This window comes from Streptococcus sp. E24BD, from assembly GCF_041807825.1.
GTDB lineage: Bacteria > Bacillota > Bacilli > Lactobacillales > Streptococcaceae > Streptococcus > Streptococcus entericus.
Map to the genome: position 1 here is coordinate 38,194 of NZ_JBGTZB010000003.1, position 17,352 is coordinate 55,545.

General features: G+C 45.0%; 21 protein-coding genes. 18 read left to right on the forward strand and 3 right to left on the reverse strand.

All coding sequences use genetic code 11. The features are described from left to right. The first annotated feature begins 159 nt into the window (after positions 1 to 159). A complete protein-coding gene (locus ACERC5_RS01145) occupies positions 160 to 1,014 on the forward strand; it encodes a bifunctional methylenetetrahydrofolate dehydrogenase/methenyltetrahydrofolate cyclohydrolase (protein WP_373659945.1) in 855 nt (284 codons plus the stop codon). A gap of 37 nt (positions 1,015 to 1,051) precedes the next feature. Here the strand turns inward: ACERC5_RS01145 and ACERC5_RS01150 are convergent, their stop codons facing one another. Then, complete coding sequence (locus tag ACERC5_RS01150) at positions 1,052 to 1,831, reverse strand: MBL fold metallo-hydrolase (protein WP_373658288.1); 780 nt, start codon at positions 1,829 to 1,831, stop codon at positions 1,052 to 1,054. A 108-nt stretch (positions 1,832 to 1,939) separates the two neighbouring features. Between ACERC5_RS01150 and ACERC5_RS01155 the strand changes: the two genes are divergently transcribed. Beyond that, positions 1,940 to 2,248 carry an Lrp/AsnC family transcriptional regulator gene (locus tag ACERC5_RS01155; RefSeq protein ID WP_373658290.1) on the forward strand — a complete coding sequence of 103 codons (309 nt, stop codon included), beginning with the start codon at positions 1,940 to 1,942 and terminating at the stop codon, positions 2,246 to 2,248. 135 nt (positions 2,249 to 2,383) lie between these two features. Here ACERC5_RS01155 and ACERC5_RS01160 read toward each other — a convergent pair whose 3' ends face one another. Next, the gene (locus tag ACERC5_RS01160) at positions 2,384 to 3,079 is read right to left on the reverse strand and encodes a hypothetical protein (protein ID WP_373658291.1); all 696 of its coding nucleotides are present in this window, start codon (positions 3,077 to 3,079) and stop codon (positions 2,384 to 2,386) included. 75 nt (positions 3,080 to 3,154) lie between these two features. On the opposite strand from ACERC5_RS01160, the gene ACERC5_RS01165 reads away from it, so the two are divergent. From ACERC5_RS01165 to yidD, 16 genes are all read left to right on the forward strand, one after another. Continuing rightward, positions 3,155 to 3,766, forward strand: a complete 612-nt coding sequence (locus ACERC5_RS01165) for a DUF5052 family protein (RefSeq protein ID WP_373658292.1) — start codon at positions 3,155 to 3,157, stop codon at positions 3,764 to 3,766. 226 nt (positions 3,767 to 3,992) lie between these two features. Beyond that, on the forward strand, positions 3,993 to 5,240 hold the full coding sequence (locus ACERC5_RS01170; RefSeq protein ID WP_373658293.1) for an MFS transporter: 1,248 nt from the start codon (positions 3,993 to 3,995) through the stop codon (positions 5,238 to 5,240). Positions 5,241 to 5,355: 115 nt separating this feature from the next. After that, positions 5,356 to 6,933 carry a hypothetical protein gene (locus ACERC5_RS01175; RefSeq protein ID WP_373658294.1) on the forward strand — a complete coding sequence of 526 codons (1,578 nt, stop codon included), beginning with the start codon at positions 5,356 to 5,358 and terminating at the stop codon, positions 6,931 to 6,933. Between the two features lie 162 nt (positions 6,934 to 7,095). Then, positions 7,096 to 8,079, forward strand: coding sequence for a GMP reductase (gene guaC, locus ACERC5_RS01180; RefSeq protein WP_373658296.1), 984 nt, complete (start codon positions 7,096 to 7,098; stop codon positions 8,077 to 8,079). Between the two features lie 139 nt (positions 8,080 to 8,218). Next, positions 8,219 to 9,466 carry a diaminopimelate decarboxylase gene (locus tag ACERC5_RS01185; protein ID WP_373658298.1) on the forward strand — a complete coding sequence of 416 codons (1,248 nt, stop codon included), beginning with the start codon at positions 8,219 to 8,221 and terminating at the stop codon, positions 9,464 to 9,466. 80 nt (positions 9,467 to 9,546) lie between these two features. Further along, positions 9,547 to 9,792 carry a YneF family protein gene (locus ACERC5_RS01190; RefSeq protein WP_018368317.1) on the forward strand — a complete coding sequence of 82 codons (246 nt, stop codon included), beginning with the start codon at positions 9,547 to 9,549 and terminating at the stop codon, positions 9,790 to 9,792. Between the two features lie 155 nt (positions 9,793 to 9,947). Next, positions 9,948 to 10,772 carry a glutamate racemase gene (racE, locus tag ACERC5_RS01195; RefSeq protein WP_373658299.1) on the forward strand — a complete coding sequence of 275 codons (825 nt, stop codon included), beginning with the start codon at positions 9,948 to 9,950 and terminating at the stop codon, positions 10,770 to 10,772. Then, on the forward strand, positions 10,769 to 11,164 hold the full coding sequence (locus ACERC5_RS01200) for a hypothetical protein (protein WP_373659947.1): 396 nt from the start codon (positions 10,769 to 10,771) through the stop codon (positions 11,162 to 11,164). The genes racE and ACERC5_RS01200 overlap by 4 nt, the downstream gene beginning before the upstream one ends. Beyond that, the gene (locus ACERC5_RS01205; protein WP_373658301.1) at positions 11,161 to 12,150 is read left to right on the forward strand and encodes a nucleoside-triphosphate diphosphatase; all 990 of its coding nucleotides are present in this window, start codon (positions 11,161 to 11,163) and stop codon (positions 12,148 to 12,150) included. The genes ACERC5_RS01200 and ACERC5_RS01205 overlap by 4 nt, the downstream gene beginning before the upstream one ends. After that, positions 12,132 to 12,653: a metallophosphoesterase gene (locus ACERC5_RS01210; RefSeq protein ID WP_373658302.1), complete on the forward strand. Its 522-nt coding sequence runs from the start codon at positions 12,132 to 12,134 to the stop codon at positions 12,651 to 12,653. The genes ACERC5_RS01205 and ACERC5_RS01210 overlap by 19 nt, the downstream gene beginning before the upstream one ends. Next, positions 12,650 to 13,132, forward strand: a complete 483-nt coding sequence (gene cbpB / locus ACERC5_RS01215) for a cyclic-di-AMP-binding protein CbpB (protein ID WP_373658303.1) — start codon at positions 12,650 to 12,652, stop codon at positions 13,130 to 13,132. The genes ACERC5_RS01210 and cbpB overlap by 4 nt, the downstream gene beginning before the upstream one ends. Next, on the forward strand, positions 13,122 to 13,865 hold the full coding sequence (gene xerD / locus ACERC5_RS01220) for a site-specific tyrosine recombinase XerD (RefSeq protein WP_373658304.1): 744 nt from the start codon (positions 13,122 to 13,124) through the stop codon (positions 13,863 to 13,865). The genes cbpB and xerD overlap by 11 nt, the downstream gene beginning before the upstream one ends. After that, entirely contained in the window at positions 13,855 to 14,589 is a 735-nt protein-coding gene (locus ACERC5_RS01225) for a segregation/condensation protein A (protein ID WP_373658305.1), read from the forward strand. The genes xerD and ACERC5_RS01225 overlap by 11 nt, the downstream gene beginning before the upstream one ends. Continuing rightward, on the forward strand, positions 14,573 to 15,163 hold the full coding sequence (scpB, locus tag ACERC5_RS01230; RefSeq protein ID WP_373658306.1) for an SMC-Scp complex subunit ScpB: 591 nt from the start codon (positions 14,573 to 14,575) through the stop codon (positions 15,161 to 15,163). The genes ACERC5_RS01225 and scpB overlap by 17 nt, the downstream gene beginning before the upstream one ends. After that, complete coding sequence (locus ACERC5_RS01235) at positions 15,153 to 15,878, forward strand: pseudouridine synthase (RefSeq protein ID WP_373658307.1); 726 nt, start codon at positions 15,153 to 15,155, stop codon at positions 15,876 to 15,878. The genes scpB and ACERC5_RS01235 overlap by 11 nt, the downstream gene beginning before the upstream one ends. Then, positions 15,875 to 16,111, forward strand: a complete 237-nt coding sequence (gene yidD, locus ACERC5_RS01240) for a membrane protein insertion efficiency factor YidD (RefSeq protein ID WP_373658310.1) — start codon at positions 15,875 to 15,877, stop codon at positions 16,109 to 16,111. Before ACERC5_RS01235 ends, yidD begins: the two co-directional genes overlap by 4 nt. Positions 16,112 to 16,290: 179 nt before the next feature. On the opposite strand, the gene ACERC5_RS01245 is transcribed toward yidD, so the two are convergent. After that, complete coding sequence (locus tag ACERC5_RS01245) at positions 16,291 to 17,274, reverse strand: L-lactate dehydrogenase (protein ID WP_373659949.1); 984 nt, start codon at positions 17,272 to 17,274, stop codon at positions 16,291 to 16,293. Positions 17,275 to 17,352 lie beyond the last annotated feature (78 nt).

Below are 17,352 nucleotides of genomic sequence, written 5' to 3' on the forward strand. Positions count from 1 at the left end.
TCCCAGCTTATTATCTCTTAATTGACGACATCAACTGAACAAACTCAAAAAATTAAACTGTACAGAAAATTATCGCTAACTATTAGTAAGGATAAAAAGTACGTGCTTTTTGTCTTTTTTTTTGGTAGAATGGTGGTATCAATGGAGATAGGAGTTCAAATGGCAACATTAATTGATGGAAGAGGCATAGCAAATCGTTTGCAAGAGCAACTAGCAGAAAAAGTTGCTCAGATGAAGGAAGAGCATGCTATTGTCCCAGGTTTAGTCGTGATTTTGGTTGGTGATGATCCTGCTAGTCAGGTCTACGTTGGCAACAAGGAGCGGTCAGCACTTGCCGCTGGGTTTAAGAGCGAGGTGGTAAGAGTACCTGACATTATTTCTCAGGAGGAGTTGCTGGCTCTTATCTCTAAATACAATGTGGACGCCAGTTATCATGGGATTTTGGTGCAGCTCCCTTTGCCTAAACATATTGACGAAGAGGCTGTTTTGCTAGCCATTTCTCCAGAAAAGGATGTTGACGGTTTTCATCCGATGAACATGGGACGCCTCTGGAGCGGACACCCCGTCATGGTGCCTTGCACGCCTGCTGGGATTATGGCAATGGTTGAGGCTTATGGTGTCGAACTGGCTGGCAAACGAGCGGTTGTGATTGGTCGTAGCAACATTGTCGGCAAGCCAATGGCACAGCTGCTCATGGATAAAAACGCAACGGTGACGATTGCCCACTCTCGCACCCAAAACTTGCCAGAGTTGGCGCGTAGCGCAGAAATTTTAGTCGTTGCCATCGGTCAGGCTAAGTTTGTGACCAAGGAATTTGTCAAGGAAGGTGCTGTTGTCATTGATGTGGGCATGAACCGTGACGATAATGGCAAGCTCTGTGGTGACGTTGATTTTGACGAGGTCGAACCACTAACAAGCCTCATCACACCTGTTCCAGGTGGGGTCGGTCCCATGACCATCACCATGCTACTAGAACAAACCTATCAGGCAGCCATGCGCACAGTGAACATCTAAGAGACCTACAAAAAAACGCCAGATGGCGTTTTTGAGATTAAAGTATTATTATTTCTCCGTCTTGTGGAATATGTAAACGGTCAGCAAATTCGTGTTGCTCAGCAAAAGTAGCAAGTTCCTGACGAGACAGTGCCCAGTGGTTGATGGCTTCCATATGAACGGAGATGAGAGTAGCAGGTGTATGCTGGGCAACAGCAAGAACATCTTGACTATCCATGACCACTCTTCCTAGTCCTTCTACAGCATTGCCACCTGCATTAAGAACGATAATGTCTGGTTGGTAGCGGTTGATAGCTATTTTGAAATGGTCATTCCAAAAAGTATCTCCAGCTAGGTAAAGCGTTTTTTCGTCGTCTGCTTGGAAGACCACTCCACAAACAGAGCCAATGAAGTCTCTAACTTCTTGGGGATATTGGTTGAGGTTTTCGATATGTTCCCCATTAGTTTTGTGGAGGGTAATACCACCAAAGCTAGTGGTTTGCGTCAACACACGAACATCGGTAAAACCAGCAGCTGCTATCACAGTAGCGTCAGCTTCATCTTGGACAAAAATCGGAATGCTTTTATCCAGCACCTCAGTTGCCACCTCATCCCAATGGTCTTGGTGGAGATGGGTCACGATAATGGCATCAATACCAGTAGTGATGGCTGTTCGAGTAAATGGTAAATCTACGAGAGGATTTCTGCTGGTGTTACCCGTCACCGCACCTTCAATCGGAGGGTATTCACCTTTATCGGCTAACATTGGGTCAATAAGAAACGTCTTGCCTGCATAGATCAAGCGAGCAGTTGATTGGCGAATGTGATGGAATTTCATGGTCTTATCCTTTCAAAAATGATAGGACTATGATACACTAAAAGCATAGGAAGATACAGGTGTTTTCAAAAGTATTTGCCCTAAAAACTTTAGTTTAGAAAGAAAGATATGCTAGACCAGACAGACCGCCAGATACTGACCCTCTTGCAAGCTAATAGTCGGTTGAAAATTAAGGATATGGCAGAAGCTGTCCATTTGACAGCTCCTGCTGTGACGGCTCGCCTACAGAAAATGGAAGAACAAGGTGTTATCCAGCGTTATACCGTAGAACTCAATCGTCATCAAACAGGGTGTATGGTTCATGTTCTAGTCTTAGTCACTTTAACAGAAGGTAACCACCAATCCTATAAGGACTATGTTAGTCGGTTTGCCTATCATGTTGACCGCCATTATCGGATTGCTGGAAATGTATTTTGAAAAAATAGAAGATTTATCACATTTTCTTGATGGTCTAGAGCGATATGCTAGTTATCAGGTATCCACTGTGGTTAATTTTATTGCATTTGATGATTAGCGAATAGCAATTGTATTTTTTATCATGTCAGATGATTCTTAAAATGCCTCCTCATCAAAGAGGTTGTTTTTAATGGAGGCCCCTGATGTAGTGTCTGACCAGCCGACGATGGCCTGCCCTGTCTCGGCTAGATAGCTAGCGAGCATCGGCTTGATGTCTTGTACCTGCTGAAAAATGCCCTGAAACTGGTTATTATCGTAAAGCCCTTGATAGGACTGGATGAGTATCTGATCAAAAGAGGTGGCAGGCAAGAGCAGATGGACGGCGTGTTCAGGTTTAGTCAGAACTTCTTGAATCAGCCAGTTCTCAACAGGGGTTTGTTCCAGCTCGTCAAAGAAGAAGGGGTCTTTGGGTTTCTGGTTATGGTAGATGAGGTGATTATCTTGGTCGGTGATGGCAGCGTGTAAGGGTAACTTATCTAGCCAGTGCAACGGCTCTGGTTGACCAACTGTCATCAAGTAACTGGCGAGGGCTAAGCTGGTTGATATGTCCCAATCTTCTGGGGTTAAGTTGGGGAGCTCAATGAACTGTTCTGTGGTGCTGGCTGTCAATCTAAAGGTCGGTTGATGATCATCGACCCTTTGCTCAATCAAAGTCAGCTTGTTAGGGCTCATCTGCTCAGTCATCTCATCAACAAGCTCTAGGGTGATAAATGCCTTGTACAGCTCGGCTATTATCCTCCAAAAAGCCTTATGAGAAGGGGTCTGGGGTTGGGCGAAAAATCGTTTGTTCATAGGTCTATCATAGCACAAGGCGGACGAGGGAGCAAGTTTGTGGTATAATGAGGGAAACGTAAAAGGAGAACATTTATGAGAAAAACAATAAAACTCGGGCTGGTGACCGCCCTTGGTCTACTGGTGTTAGCAGGATGTCAGAGCATGACCGACTTTTTTAAGACCACACAGGAGCAGTATCTGGGTTTATCAGGGACGGTGCGAACCTTTGACGAAAACTCGCAAGTGATTGACAAGTTGACAGGCAAATCAGTATCTATCCAAAGCGATGATCGGTTTGATATGACCGATGAGCTGGGCAATATCAGCAAGGAATCCTCCGTTCTTGATGTGACGATTGGGTCTAGTCAGGTCTTGCATGTGGGGTCAACCCTGATTTTTTCTGAGGATGGCTTGACAGATTACATGGATAAGTATGGGGCTAGTGTGGAGCTTGAGACTGATGACCGTTCCTTGCCTTTTGTCAATCGTTTCTTTAATCAAATCAAAAACGACTGGACTGGTCAGAGCAAACTGATTCTCATTCGGTCGCAGAATGGGACGCCGCTAGCGACTTATTTTGGAAACAAGGTATCGACCTCTGCGCCAAATGGCATCCCCAATACGACCTATCTGCTTATCGATGGCAAGCGTTTGATTATCTATCGTGCAGACTTTACGATTTACGACACGGATTTGCTTGATTAAGTAGAAAATCAAAAGTAAACTAGCAGCTGTTGCTAAGGTTAACTTGCTTTGAACTCTAAGCCTAAATATAAAGTAGTAGAAATTGAGATGGTGACCATCTCAGTTTCTTTTTATATTTAAAATTAAATAATCATTTAATTTTAAAAAACCATTGACTTTATAAAAATATCTGTTAAAATAAAATTAAATAAACGTTTATCAAAAAAATAGTCGTGAGGTTTACACCATGAAAACAGTTTTGAAAAATAAGCTCTTTTTGACCACTTTTGTCGCAGATGCGATTTCTAACTTCGGAGACACCTTGTATTATCTGGCTCTGATGAATTACGTCCTCCTTTTGCCCAATAGTCAGCTCGCTATTTCAGCAGTGACCTTATCAGAAACCCTGCCCATGCTTTTTAGCTTTGCTATGGGGATCAAAGCCGATCAGACCAAGAAGAAGCTGGAGATGATTATGGGAACACTGGTCTTGCGTGTCGGTCTCTACAGCTTGATTGGTTTCTTTATGGGCTTTGAGCCTAGTTTGTGGGTGGTGCTGGCTGCCAGTGCAATTAACTTTATCTCAGATTTGGCTGGTCAGTATGAAAATGGACTGTATAGCCCGATTTCCCTGCGGGTGATTAAGGCTGAGGAGAGGGAACAAGCCATGGCCTTTCGTCAATCTAGTTTCTCTTTGCTCAGTATTGTGTTTAAGTTTAGCGGAGCTCTGCTGATTGCGGTTATGAGTTACCAGCACTTAGCCTTTTTCAACGCAGCGACCTTTGCAGTAGCGGCGCTTATTATGCTAGTGATTAAGCCTAAACTCACTGCACTCTTAACTGCCGATCCGATTAAAGACGTTGAAGCCCCGATTGAACGCCAAAACTTTTTGGTTCAGATGTGGGAGAGTTCCAAGCTGGTTATTCGGGAAATTAAACAAATCCCTGCTTTGCGGACGGTTATGACAGTTATTCCTCTAATGAATGCTGTTTTCAGTGGATTGGATGTGCTCTTTCTATTTGCTGCTAGTCAGAATACCAACATGATTATCGTGAATCTGCCCTTTACCCTGACCCTCATCAGTGCGGCAGCCATGTCTGGTCGGATTATCGGCGGTATGCTGACCATGTCAGTTGCCAAAAACTGGGAAGTGACAAAGCTCGTGCGCCTGTCAGCCCTAGCTCCAGCTCCTCTCTTCTTAGGACTCTTGCTGGGCAACACCTACCTGATGATTGCTGTCCTCTTTGTCACCATGGTCAATGTCGGCATTGTCAATCCGAAAATGAATGCCCTTATAATGAATGAACTGCCAGAAGAACGCTTAGCAACAATTTCATCAGGCATTAGCACCTACTTTACCGCGGGTATCCTCTTGGTGCGCCTGCTCTTATCAGGGCTGGTATTAGTCCTTGCACCGACACCATTAGCTTTATTGTTCCTTATCGCTTCTATTGCTCTTGTTATTTGGACATTTTTTGGAAATAGCAGAGCTTAAAGCCAGCAACACTCGTTGTTAGACCTTGTATCGTCTGGCTTTGACGCATCAGCCTAGACGGTTGAATTGATAAGGGGTATAATAGATATAACAGATTGCGATTAAAGGAGTTGCCATGACCTATACCTACCATGCTCATCACAGCCAGATTGTCGACTATCTCTACGTTCCCCTCTTTATGCTTAAAAAAGAAGGAGACTTAGAATGGGATATAAATCAAAAAGAAAAAGATATTTTGAGCGATGTCTGGCATATTAAAGAAGAGATAAAAGATAAACTATCACCCTTAGACGAAGACCTCAAACGTTATAACCTCTGGAGTGAAGCTTATGCCATTTCCCACATTCTTTACATTATTCTACTGGACAAGGGGGATGACCCCAAGACCCTGTCTGAGGCTCTTGATCTCTTTGAAACCTTGTCTGAGGAGGATATTATCAAAGCCTATCAGATGACTCTGGCACGCTCCTATATTGAAGAGGAGATTGAGGCTGTGCCTCTCTTGACCTATCTGGACAAGGTCGAGATGTCTGCCGAGAATAAGTGGTACTGGTATCAAGCCATCAACAGCCCTAAAGAAACGGTAGAGGGTTTGATTAAGGTCTTGCGTCAAGTGGAGACCATCTATGCGCCTTACTATGAGCAGTTTGCGTCAGAGCGGCAGTCTTACTTGGAGGCCTTCGGTCTAGAGTCCTTTTTCGCCTATGTTCCGATGGCAGGGATGTCGAACATGGCTGAGCAGTACCAGACGACCTATGAGTTGATCTTGCTCAGTCCTATTCACATCAGGGTCATGGCTATATTTTTCACGAAGGAATTTAGCCTTCCTATCTGGCTGGTGACTTCTACTCGGATGGATCAGCTGTTGAACCAGCGAGATGTCTTAGATATGGATAGCTTCTCAACTATTCTCAAGACCATGAGTGATATCAGCCGTTATCAGGTGCTGACTGAGTTGATTCAACCCCATGCTAAGAATAAGGTCATTGCAGAAAAACTAGGCATTACAGGAGCGGCGGTCTCCTTTCATACCCAAAAGCTCATCAATTCCAAATTGCTTTTGGTTGACCATGATAACCAAACGACCAAGTATAAACTTAACGAAGGTCTCATTCAGCAGATGATAGACAAGCTTACTGGTGATTTTAACCTAGAGCAAAAAACTTCAGAACAAAAAACAGTAACGGAGGAGAAGGAAGATATGCCCGTTATGATTAAGGACGGGATTTGGTATGACCAGGCTGGTCGCCCTCTGACTGATGAGGAAAAAGCCCAAGTCAAGGATCAGGTCTACGCTGAGTTGGACAAAGACCTCAAGGATACAGGCTTTGAAGGTCTCATTAAGAAATTTATCAAGTATCTGATGGCCAAGAATGGCAAGGGATTAGGTAAATATTTGCACATGGATAGCCAAAAAACGCTAGTGGGCTGGCAACCAGAGGCGATGTCGTCTGTTGTTAATGAGCAACCTCTGCCGACGGACAGCAGTGAATTAGCCGAAGAGCTAATTGATGTCGAAGAGGATTTGGCCGATGTGGGTGAGGAATTGACGGATGTTAACTCAGAAATCGAGGACTTGACCACCGAGTTGGAGAGCTTATCAGTTAATTTAGCACGCCTACAAGCTGAAGAAGAACGGTTGAAAGCCCGTCGCCAAGCTATTTTAAAACGTTATGGTGAGCTATCACATTAACAGGTCATGAAAATAGTTCGTTTTTAACGAACTATTTTTGTTTTTATTTATACAAAATTTGAAATAAGCGACAGTTGTGGTAAAATAATTAAGGAAAGGCAAGTTTTTGCCTAGCGATGCGATAGCATAGGAAGGTCAATTATTTAGTCAAGGAGTTACCTGATGTACCATAATTTTCCAATTTTCGACTACGAAGATATTCAACTCATCCCTAATAAGTGTATCGTCCGTAGTCGGTCTGAAGTAGACACGACAGTTGAGTTCGGCGGTCATCGCTTCAAACTACCAGTGGTTCCTGCCAATATGCAAACCATCATTGATGAGGCGGTAGCTGAACAGTTGGCTCGCGATGGGTATTTCTACATCATGCACCGTTTTGATGAAGCAGCTCGCCCTGCATTTATCAAAAAAATGCACGATCAAGGGCTGATTGCGTCCATTTCGGTGGGGGTGAAGGACTATGAGTATGATTTTGTGACGTCACTAAAAGCTGATGCGCCTGAGTTTATCACTATTGACATCGCTCATGGTCATGCGGACAGTGTGATTGATATGATTAAGCACATCAAAAAAGAGTTGCCTGAGACCTTTGTGATTGCGGGGAATGTCGGCACACCAGAGGCGGTGCGTGAGCTGGAAAATGCGGGTGCTGATGCGACTAAGGTTGGTATCGGTCCTGGTAAAGTCTGCATCACCAAGGTCAAGACTGGCTTTGGCACTGGTGGTTGGCAGCTGTCTGCCTTGAAGCTCTGTGCCAAGGCAGCCAGAAAACCGATTATTGCTGATGGGGGCATCCGTACCCACGGTGATATTGCCAAATCCATCCGCTTTGGGGCGAGCATGGTCATGATTGGGTCGCTCTTTGCAGGGCATATCGAAAGTCCAGGTCAGTTGATTGAAGAAGATGGTCAACTCTTCAAGGAGTATTTTGGATCTGCTTCTCAATTCCAAAAGGGGGAACACAAAAACGTTGAAGGCAAAAAAATTCTCCTCCCGGCCAAGGGTCATCTAGCCGATACCCTCAAGGAAATGACGGAGGACTTGCAATCGTCTATTTCTTATGCGGGTGGTCACGATGTGGATGCCCTGCGCCATGTGGACTATGTGGTGGTCAAAAACTCCATCTGGAATGGGGATAGTATCTAGTAACAGGAAAAAGCTGGTCAGTTAGGACTGGCTTTTTATAAGACGAACTTCTGTGGCAAACAGTAATAGCAGAGCTGATGGTCTAGTTTTTTGAGGACTTGTGTTATAATGGGATAAGATTATTTCAGAGGAGAAATAAATGAAAGTACCATTTATCAGTCCTGAAGAACTGAGAACAGTAACAGAGCAGTTTCCGACCCCTTTTCATTTGTATGATGAGCAGGGCATTCGCGAGAAAGCTAGAGCGGTTAATGCTGCATTCGCTTGGAACAAGGGCTTTAAGGAGTATTTTGCTGTCAAGGCGACGCCGACCCCTGCAATTTTAAAAATCTTGCAAGAAGAGAGCTGTGGGGTGGACTGTGCGACAGAGGTAGAACTGCTGATGAGTCACAAACTTGGCTTTACCGACATCATGTTCTCCTCCAACAACACGCCGTCAAGAGAATACGCCTATGCCCAGAAAATTGGGGCAGTGATTAACCTAGATGCCTATGAGGACATCGCTTATTTGGAGCGTGAGGTCGGTCTACCTGAGACCATCTCGTTGCGGTATAATCCGGGTGGCGTTTTTGCTCTGGGAACAGACATCATGGATCACCCTGAGGAGTCAAAATTTGGCATGACTAGGGCACAACTGATGGACGGCTACCGTTACCTGAAAGACCGTGGGGTTAAGAGTTTTGGACTTCATGCCTTCCTAGCTTCAAATACAGTGACCAACGCTTACTACCCCCAGTTGGCACGGCAGCTGTTTGAGCTAGCAGTTGAAATTCAGGCTGAAACAGGTGTGAGCCTTGAGTTTATCAACCTATCAGGTGGTATTGGGGTTAATTACCATCCTGACCAGCAGCCAAATGATATTATGGCTATCGGCGAGGGTGTCCGTCAGGCTTATGAAGAGGTACTCACCCCTGCTGGTCTAGGTGAGGTCAAGATATTTACGGAGTTGGGGCGGTTCATGCTGGCACCACACGGGTTGTTGGTGACGACTGTTACCCATAAAAAACACACCTACCGCTCCTATCTGGGGGTAGATGCCTCTAGTGTCAACCTGCTACGTCCTGCCATGTATGGCTCATATCACCATGTGACCAACATGGATCGTCTTGAAAGCACAGAGACGGCTGTGGTCGATGTGGTCGGTGGGCTGTGTGAAAATAATGACAAGCTGGCGCGGGAACGTGAATTGCCAATGACGGAGATTGGCGATACCTTGGTTATTCACGACACGGGGGCGCATGGGTTTTCTATGGGCTATCAGTACAATGCCAAGCTCCGCTCTGCGGAAATTCTCTGGCAGACTGATGGCACACCGCGTCTCATTCGTCGGGCAGAAACCCCAGAGGACTATCTAGCAACCGTGATGGGCTTTGATTTTGGTGACTAGTCGTTATTTTCCCTTTGTCAATTTGCTTATTTTTTGCTATAATGGTTAAGATAAGAAAATGAAACGGAGTATCGATTGATATGAATATTTGGGTAGCCATGCTCTTGATTACTTTGGCAGGTCTCGGCGGTTTAGTCGGCGGTGCTTTCATCGCTCGTAAACAGATGGAAAAATACTTGGAAGAAAATCCACCATTTAATGCGGATATTATCCGCACCATGATGAGCCAGATGGGTCAAAAACCAAGTGAAGCCAAGGTTCAAGCTGTTGTTCGTCAGATGCAAAAGCAACAGAAGGAAGCAAGAGCTAAAGCCAAGAAAAAATAAGAAGTGGGCAGTGATTGCCAACTTGTCAAATCACGTCCAATGGCGTGATTTTTGATTTTGGTTGGAAGATCTCGTCATCAATTGTAAAAGTAGGTGTCGTCGACGATTAGCGCTGACAGCTCTGCTATTTTTATAAATCTCACAGAAAGAAGACGATGGATAATAGACCTATTGGATTTTTGGACTCAGGCGTTGGTGGCCTGACGGTGGTACGTGAGCTGATGCGCCAGTTGCCCCACGAGCAAGTTGTTTATATCGGTGACTCGGCTAGAGCCCCTTATGGCCCTAGACCTGCCGAGCAAATTAAGACCTACACTTGGGAGCTGGTCAATTTTCTGCGCAAACAGGACGTCAAGATGATTGTACTGGCTTGTAATACCGCAACAGCAGTGGTGTGGGAAGACATCAAGAGCCAACTGGATATTCCCGTTATCGGGGTCATTATGCCAGGAGCCAGCGCTGCGATTAAGGCAACAAGAACTGGGAAAATCGGTATCATCGGCACGCCTATGACGGTGCAGTCGGACATCTACCGCGAGAAAATCACCAGTTTAGCCCCTCAAAGTCAGGTGGAGAGCTTGGCTTGTCCAGCCTTTGTTCCTATCGTTGAGTCCAACCAGATGACCTCACCCTTGGCCAAGAAGGCTGTTTATGAGACCTTGGCGCCTTTGGTTGGTCAGGTGGATACCCTCATTTTAGGCTGTACCCATTACCCGCTCTTGCGCCCTATCATTCAAAACGTTATGGGGCAGGAGGTGGCTTTGGTTGATAGCGGAGCTGAGAGTGTGCGAGACATCTCCGTTTTGCTCAACTACTTCGGCATCAACCGAGACCCTCGCCAGCCGGCGAAAGGTCACCGTTTTTACACAACCGGAGGAGCTGACAGCTTTGCTCATATCGCAGGCGATTGGTTACCAGATGTTCCCTTCACGGTCAACCATATTGATTTAGCAGCTGGCCTAGATGAGGTAACTGTATGACAGATAAGATTTACGAATACAAAGACAATCACAACTGGTTTATCGGTAAGTGGGGCGGACACAATCTTTTATCTCAATTTGCCGAACCCATGTCAAACAAGCTCTATCTGCTCAATCAGCTATTAGCCACTATCCTTGACCAAGCTCCCTTATCTGAGGAGTCTTGGTTAGCTCAACAAGGGTATGACGTTCTGGTGATACGACTGTCCTCACAATTGAGCCTAATTGATTTTGTTCTTTCCATTATTAATCAGGAGACCGAGCGCCAGCTTGTTGCTGAGGACAGAAATGGCGCAATTTTTATCACAGAAGGTCAGCAAGTCGTACAACTCATTCTTCCTCAAGGTGGCCTTCCCCTTGAGCAATTCACAAAAATAGAGGATAAGACATGACAACTAAGATCTACGAATATAAGGACGACAAGAACTGGTTTATCGGTAAGTGGGGCGGGCATAGTTTTCTATCTGCCCTGTTGCCGGAGGAGCAGGAGGAGATTCAGGCTCTTGCCTTTAGGTTGCAAGGGTTATTCCCGCCTTACTATGACGATGACAAAGGCATGCAAGGCTATCAGGTTGAGGTCATCAAAAAAGCCTCTGATGTCTCCTTGATTCGCTTTGTGATTGACATTATCAACGATGCAGCAGGTCGTCAATTGACCATGACACAACAGGCTGGGGGTATTGTGATCAAAGAAGGGGACCGGCTCATTGATGTGTATGTTCCAACAGGTGGTATCAAGGCTTCTGATTTCTTCGGTCAGCAGGCTGGGCTGGGAGATAAGATTCTCATTGCCACTAAAAACGAAGGTAAGACCAAGGAGTTTCGGAAATTCTTTAAGCAACTGGGTATGGCGGTGGAAAACCTCAATGACTACCCAGATTTACCTGATGTGGAAGAGACTGGGACGACCTTTGAAGAAAATGCCCGCCTCAAGGCGGAGACCATTTCCAAACTGACGGGTCAGATGGTGTTAGCAGATGATTCAGGGCTAAAAGTCGATATCCTTGGTGGTCTGCCTGGGGTCTGGTCTGCCCGCTTTTCTGGACCAGGTGCGACTGATGAGAAAAATAACGCCAAACTCCTGCATGAGTTGGCCATGGTCTTTGAGCCTAAAGACCGCTCTGCCCAGTTTCATTGTACTTTAGTATTAGCAGCACCTCATCGTGAGAGCTTGGTGGTAGAAGGTGAGTGGGCAGGATACATCGATTTTGCACCAAAAGGTGATGGTGGTTTTGGGTATGATCCATTATTCTTAGTCGGAGAGACAGGAAAAACGTCGGCAGAGCTTGGTACGGACTATAAAAATTCCCATTCTCATCGGGCGATTGCCCTTAAAAAATTGTTGGAGGTATTTCCAGAATGGCAAGCCTTAAATTAGTGGTCATGAGCGACTCGCATGGTGATCGTGCGGTGGTTGAGGCCATCAAAGAGCATTATCAGGGCAAGGTGGATGCCATATTTCATAATGGGGACTCGGAACTCCCTAGTACGGACAAGATTTGGTCAGGGATTCAGGTCGTACAAGGCAACTGTGATTATGACGAGGGCTACTCCCAGCATCTGGTGACGAGCCTGCCACATCTCACAATCGCCCAGACTCATGGTCATCTCTACGCCATCAATTTTATGTGGGACAAGCTGATTTATTTTGCACAAGAAGCCCAAGCGGACATCTGTCTCTATGGACACTTGCACCGTGCGGCGGCTTGGCAAGAGGGCAAGACGGTTTTTGTCAACCCTGGCTCTGTCAGCCAGCCACGTGGCGAGGTGCAGGAGAAACTCTATGCGGTGATTGAGGCAGATGACAAGAGCATTCGTGTGAATTTTTACGACCTCAATCACCAGCTTTACCCTCGTTTATCAAAGGAATTTAGTCGATGATTGCCAAAGAATTTGAAGAATTTTTATTGTCTCATTGGACAACCTATTTGACACCGGCAGAAGACTTAGCCATTTTTGTTGATACGCATAACACCGATCATGTCATGTTACTCTTGTCAAGAAACGGTTTTTCACGCGTTCCAGTCATCACCAAGGATAGGCACTATGTCGGAACAATCAGCGTATCTGACATTGTTAATTACCAATTTGAACACGAACTGGCTTTAGAGGAGCTGGCTGATTTAGACATTTCGCACATGGTCAATAAACGCCTTGAGGCAATTTTGCCAACAGCTGACCTCACCGAAATCATGCATAAACTGGTCGATGCTTCTTTTCTACCGGTAGTGACTGCCGACGGCTATTTTAAGGGGATTATCACGCGAAAAGCCATTCTCAAGGCTATCAATAGCCTCCTTCATAATTTTGCAGGACATTATCACCTTATTCCTAAGAAAGAAGTCAGTGATGGCCAATAACTTAGAAAGATTTTTAGCAAGTAAGGAGCTCTCAGAAAATAGCAGAGCTGCCTATACTTATGATCTACAGCAGTTTTTAGAAGTGGTGGGAGATGAGATGACAAGCAGTAAGTTGCAGGTCTACGAGACTACTATTTCTACGCTGAAACCTGCTGCTAGAAGACGAAAATTGTCTACCATTAATCAATTTCTCCTGTATCTGTATGAGCAAGGAGAGGTAGGGGCTTATCATCGTTTGAAACCGCTTGATAAGGTGAAACAGACGACCACTCAACTGCCGATTCGAGACTTGTCTGTCTTATTTTCTGAGACTGACCAGACAGCAGGTCAACTGATTGCTCTTTTGATTTGGCAGTTAGGGTTGACCCCCAGCGAGATTCAAAGTATTAAGCAAGCTGATATCAATCTCGATTTTCGGATGTTGACTATCAAAAAAGGAGAATTGATTAGGGTGCTTCCCCTGCCAGAGAACCTAGTTCCCTATCTTGAACGAGTGCAAGCAGGCACTTATCTCCTTGATAAGAACGGCAAATCCTACTCAAGACAATGGCTATTTAATCGCCTGTCTCACTACCTCACCAGTTTGGGATTAGGTGATTTGACCGCTCAAAAACTGCGACAGCAGTACATCATCACAGAATTAAGTCGTGGCGTTAGTCAAGCAAGTTTGGCAAAGCAGCTGGGATTGAAAACGACTCAGACGCTCATGACCTACGAGACACATGGACATTAAATTAAAAGATTTTGAAGGACCGCTCGACCTCCTTCTTCATCTGGTATCTCAGTATAAGATGGACATCTATGAGGTGCCTTTGATTGACGTCATCGAGCAGTACCTTGCTTACGTATCTACTCTGACTGTTCTGCGTTTGGAGGTGGCTGGTGATTATATGGTCATGGCAAGCCAGCTGATGCTCATTAAGAGCCGCAGGCTCTTGCCTAAGTTGGTCGAAGCACCTCCTGAAGACGACGATTTAGAGATGACCTTGCTCCAGCAGTTAGAAGAGTATAAACTGTACAAACAGGTTAGCCAGGATTTAGCAGAACAGCACCAGCAGAGAGCCCTGCATTTTTCTAAGCCGAAAGAGGAAATTGTAGCTGAAGGAATGACCTTGACAGCAGATAAGTCGGTTATCGACCTCTTTTTATCCTTTTCAAAGGTGATGGCAGCGAAACAGGAACAAGTCAGAACCAGTCACACGACCATCGATAAAGATGATTACAAAATCGAGGACATGATGGACGAGATTAGAGACCGTTTTAGCCAAACTCATCAGCTCACTTTGGTAGCTATTTTTGAGCATCGGTCGTCTCTGAGTGAGCTGATTACCCTCTTTTTAGCGGTTTTGGAGCTGATTAAAATCAAGGCGATTGAAGTCACGCAGACAGAGAATTTTGGTGAGGTTTACCTCAAGTGGATAGGAGAGAAAGGAGCGACGGATGTCACACCTAGCTAGGATAGAAGCCCTGCTTTTTGTAGCAGGAGAAGAAGGACTAACTCTACGTCAGTTGGCAGATATGCTCAACCTGTCAGCGTCAGCATTGATCCAACAACTTGACAAATTGGCGACCAAATACCTTTCAGATAGCGAGACGAGCCTTTGCCTTTTAGAAACTGGGAAGGCCTACCGTTTGGTGACAAAAGAAGACTATGCAGCGCTGCTGCAGATCTACGCTAAAACACCAACTAACCAGAGTTTGTCACGAGCTAGTCTTGAAACCTTGTCGATTATTGCCTACAAGCAACCCATTACGCGGCTTGAAGTGGATGACATTAGAGGGGTCAACTCAAGTGGCGCCATTGCTAAATTACTGGCCTTTGATTTGATTGCAGAAGTTGGTAAAAAAGAGGTGATTGGGCGACCCAACCTTTACGCGACGACCCCCTATTTCCTTGATTTTATGGGGATCAATGACCTGACGGAGTTACCAGATGTCTCAAGCATTGTGATTGAGGAAGAAGAGAGTAATCTGTTTGCCTCAGGTGACATAGCAGAGCTACTAGAAGAGAGAAGAGAAGATGAGAATTAATAAATTTATTGCCCACGCTGGCGTAGCCAGTCGCCGTAAGGCGGAAGAGCTCATTAAGCAAGGTCTAGTGACTGTCAACGGCCAGATTGTCACGGAACTAGCGACCACCATCAAGTCAGGTGATTTGGTTGAAGTAGAGGGAACACCAATTTATAACGAAGAAAAAGTCTACTACCTCCTCAACAAACCCAGAGGGGTTATCTCCAGTGTTTCAGATGACAAAGGCAGAAAAACAGTCATTGACCTTTTGCCGACGGTTAAAGAGAGAATTTATCCTGTCGGGCGTCTGGACTGGGATACTACTGGCCTCTTGATTTTGACCAATGACGGTGATTTTACCGATAAAATGATTCATCCTCGTAATGAGATTGATAAGGTCTATGTGGCGCGTGTCAAGGGCATTGCAACCAAGGATAACCTGCGTCCCTTAACAAAAGGTGTTGTCATTGATGGCAAAAAGACAAAGCCTGCACGTTATACCATTCTTAAAGTAGATAAGGAAAAAGACCGATCAGTGGTTGAATTAACTATCCATGAAGGACGGAACCACCAGGTTAAAAAAATGTTCGAAAGTGTCGGTCTTTTAGTCGACAAGCTATCACGAACACGATTTGGGACCCTTGACGTGACAGGGCTTCGTCCGGGTGAATACCGTCGTCTCAATAAAAAAGAAATTAGTCAGTTGCACAACGCAGCCCTTAACAATATCAAATGAAACAATTACTAATTGCCCCTGTTAAGCTCTATCAAACTGTCTTATCCCCACTTTTGCCCCCAAGTTGTCGCTACCAGCCCACCTGCTCTTCCTATATGATAGAAGCGATTGAAAAGCATGGAGCAAAAGGTGTCTTGATGGGCACTGCTCGCATTTGTCGCTGCCATCCATTTGCTGCTGGTGGTGAGGATCCAGTGCCAGACCACTTCAGCTTAAAAAGACAGGACAAATAATGCCTAAATGTCAACTCCCATACTTTGCGCTTCATAAGGGATTATTAGGGCAGAAAAAACTCCTTGTAATAATTGCTTATCCCATGCTTGAGACAAGGCATCATGAATAGTATAGAAAGTCCTGTTTTCTTATTAAAGGGTATGAAAAAATCTGTTGAGTCTTCTCAACAGATTTTTTGTTAATTTTTACAAGCTGAAGCAAATTCTTCTTTGGCAAAAGCTTCATCAATGATAGTTTTGAGTTGGTTAGCAGATGCTTGCATTTTTTGAAGTTCGGCATCGTTAAGAGGAACTTTGACATTTCTAACAATACCGTGTGCACCGATAATAGCTGGTTGACCGATAAAGATGCCCTCAACACCGTCGTATTGACCATCTTGATAAACAGAAAGTGGCAATACAGCATTTTCATCATCAAGGATAGCCTTGGTAATACGGGCTAAGGCAACAGCGATACCGTAATAGGTTGCGCCTTTTTTATTGATGATTGAGTAAGCAGCGTCACGAACAGAAACAAAGAGGTCTACGAGACCTTGCTCATCAACATCACGGTTATCTTGCAACCATTGTTCCAGTTTCACACCTGCAACGTTGGCGTGAGACCAAACGGCAAATTCAGAGTCACCGTGCTCACCCATGATGTAAGCATGGACGGAACGAGCATCGATACCGATTTTATCTGCTAAGGCGTAACGGAAGCGCGCAGAATCAAGTGATGTTCCAGAACCGATAACGCGCTCTTTAGGGAAACCAGAGAATTTCCAAGTAGAGTAAGTCAAAATGTCAACAGGGTTAGCTGCAACAAGGAAAATACCATCAAAGCCTGATGCAACAACTGCTTCAACGATGCTTTTGTTGATGCGCAAGTTTTTTTCAACCAAATAAAGACGAGTCTCACCTGGTTTTTGAGGAGCTCCAGCTGTCAAAACAACGATATCTGCATCATGGCAATCGCTATAATCTGCTGAGTAGATTTTCTTTGGTGAAGTGAATGGCAGAGCATGGCTCAAGTCCTCAGCATCTCCTTGAGTTCTGTCTTTAGCAATATCAATGATACCGAGTTCCTGAGCAATGCCTTGAGTCACCAAGGCAAAGGCATAGGAAGAACCAACAGCGCCATCACCAACGAGGATAACTTTTTTGTGTTGCTTTGTTGCGATCATGTGAAAACTCCTTTGAAAATGATTTACATGTTTATTGTATCACTAAGTCTGCTCTTTGTCAGCCAAAAATTGTGAAAA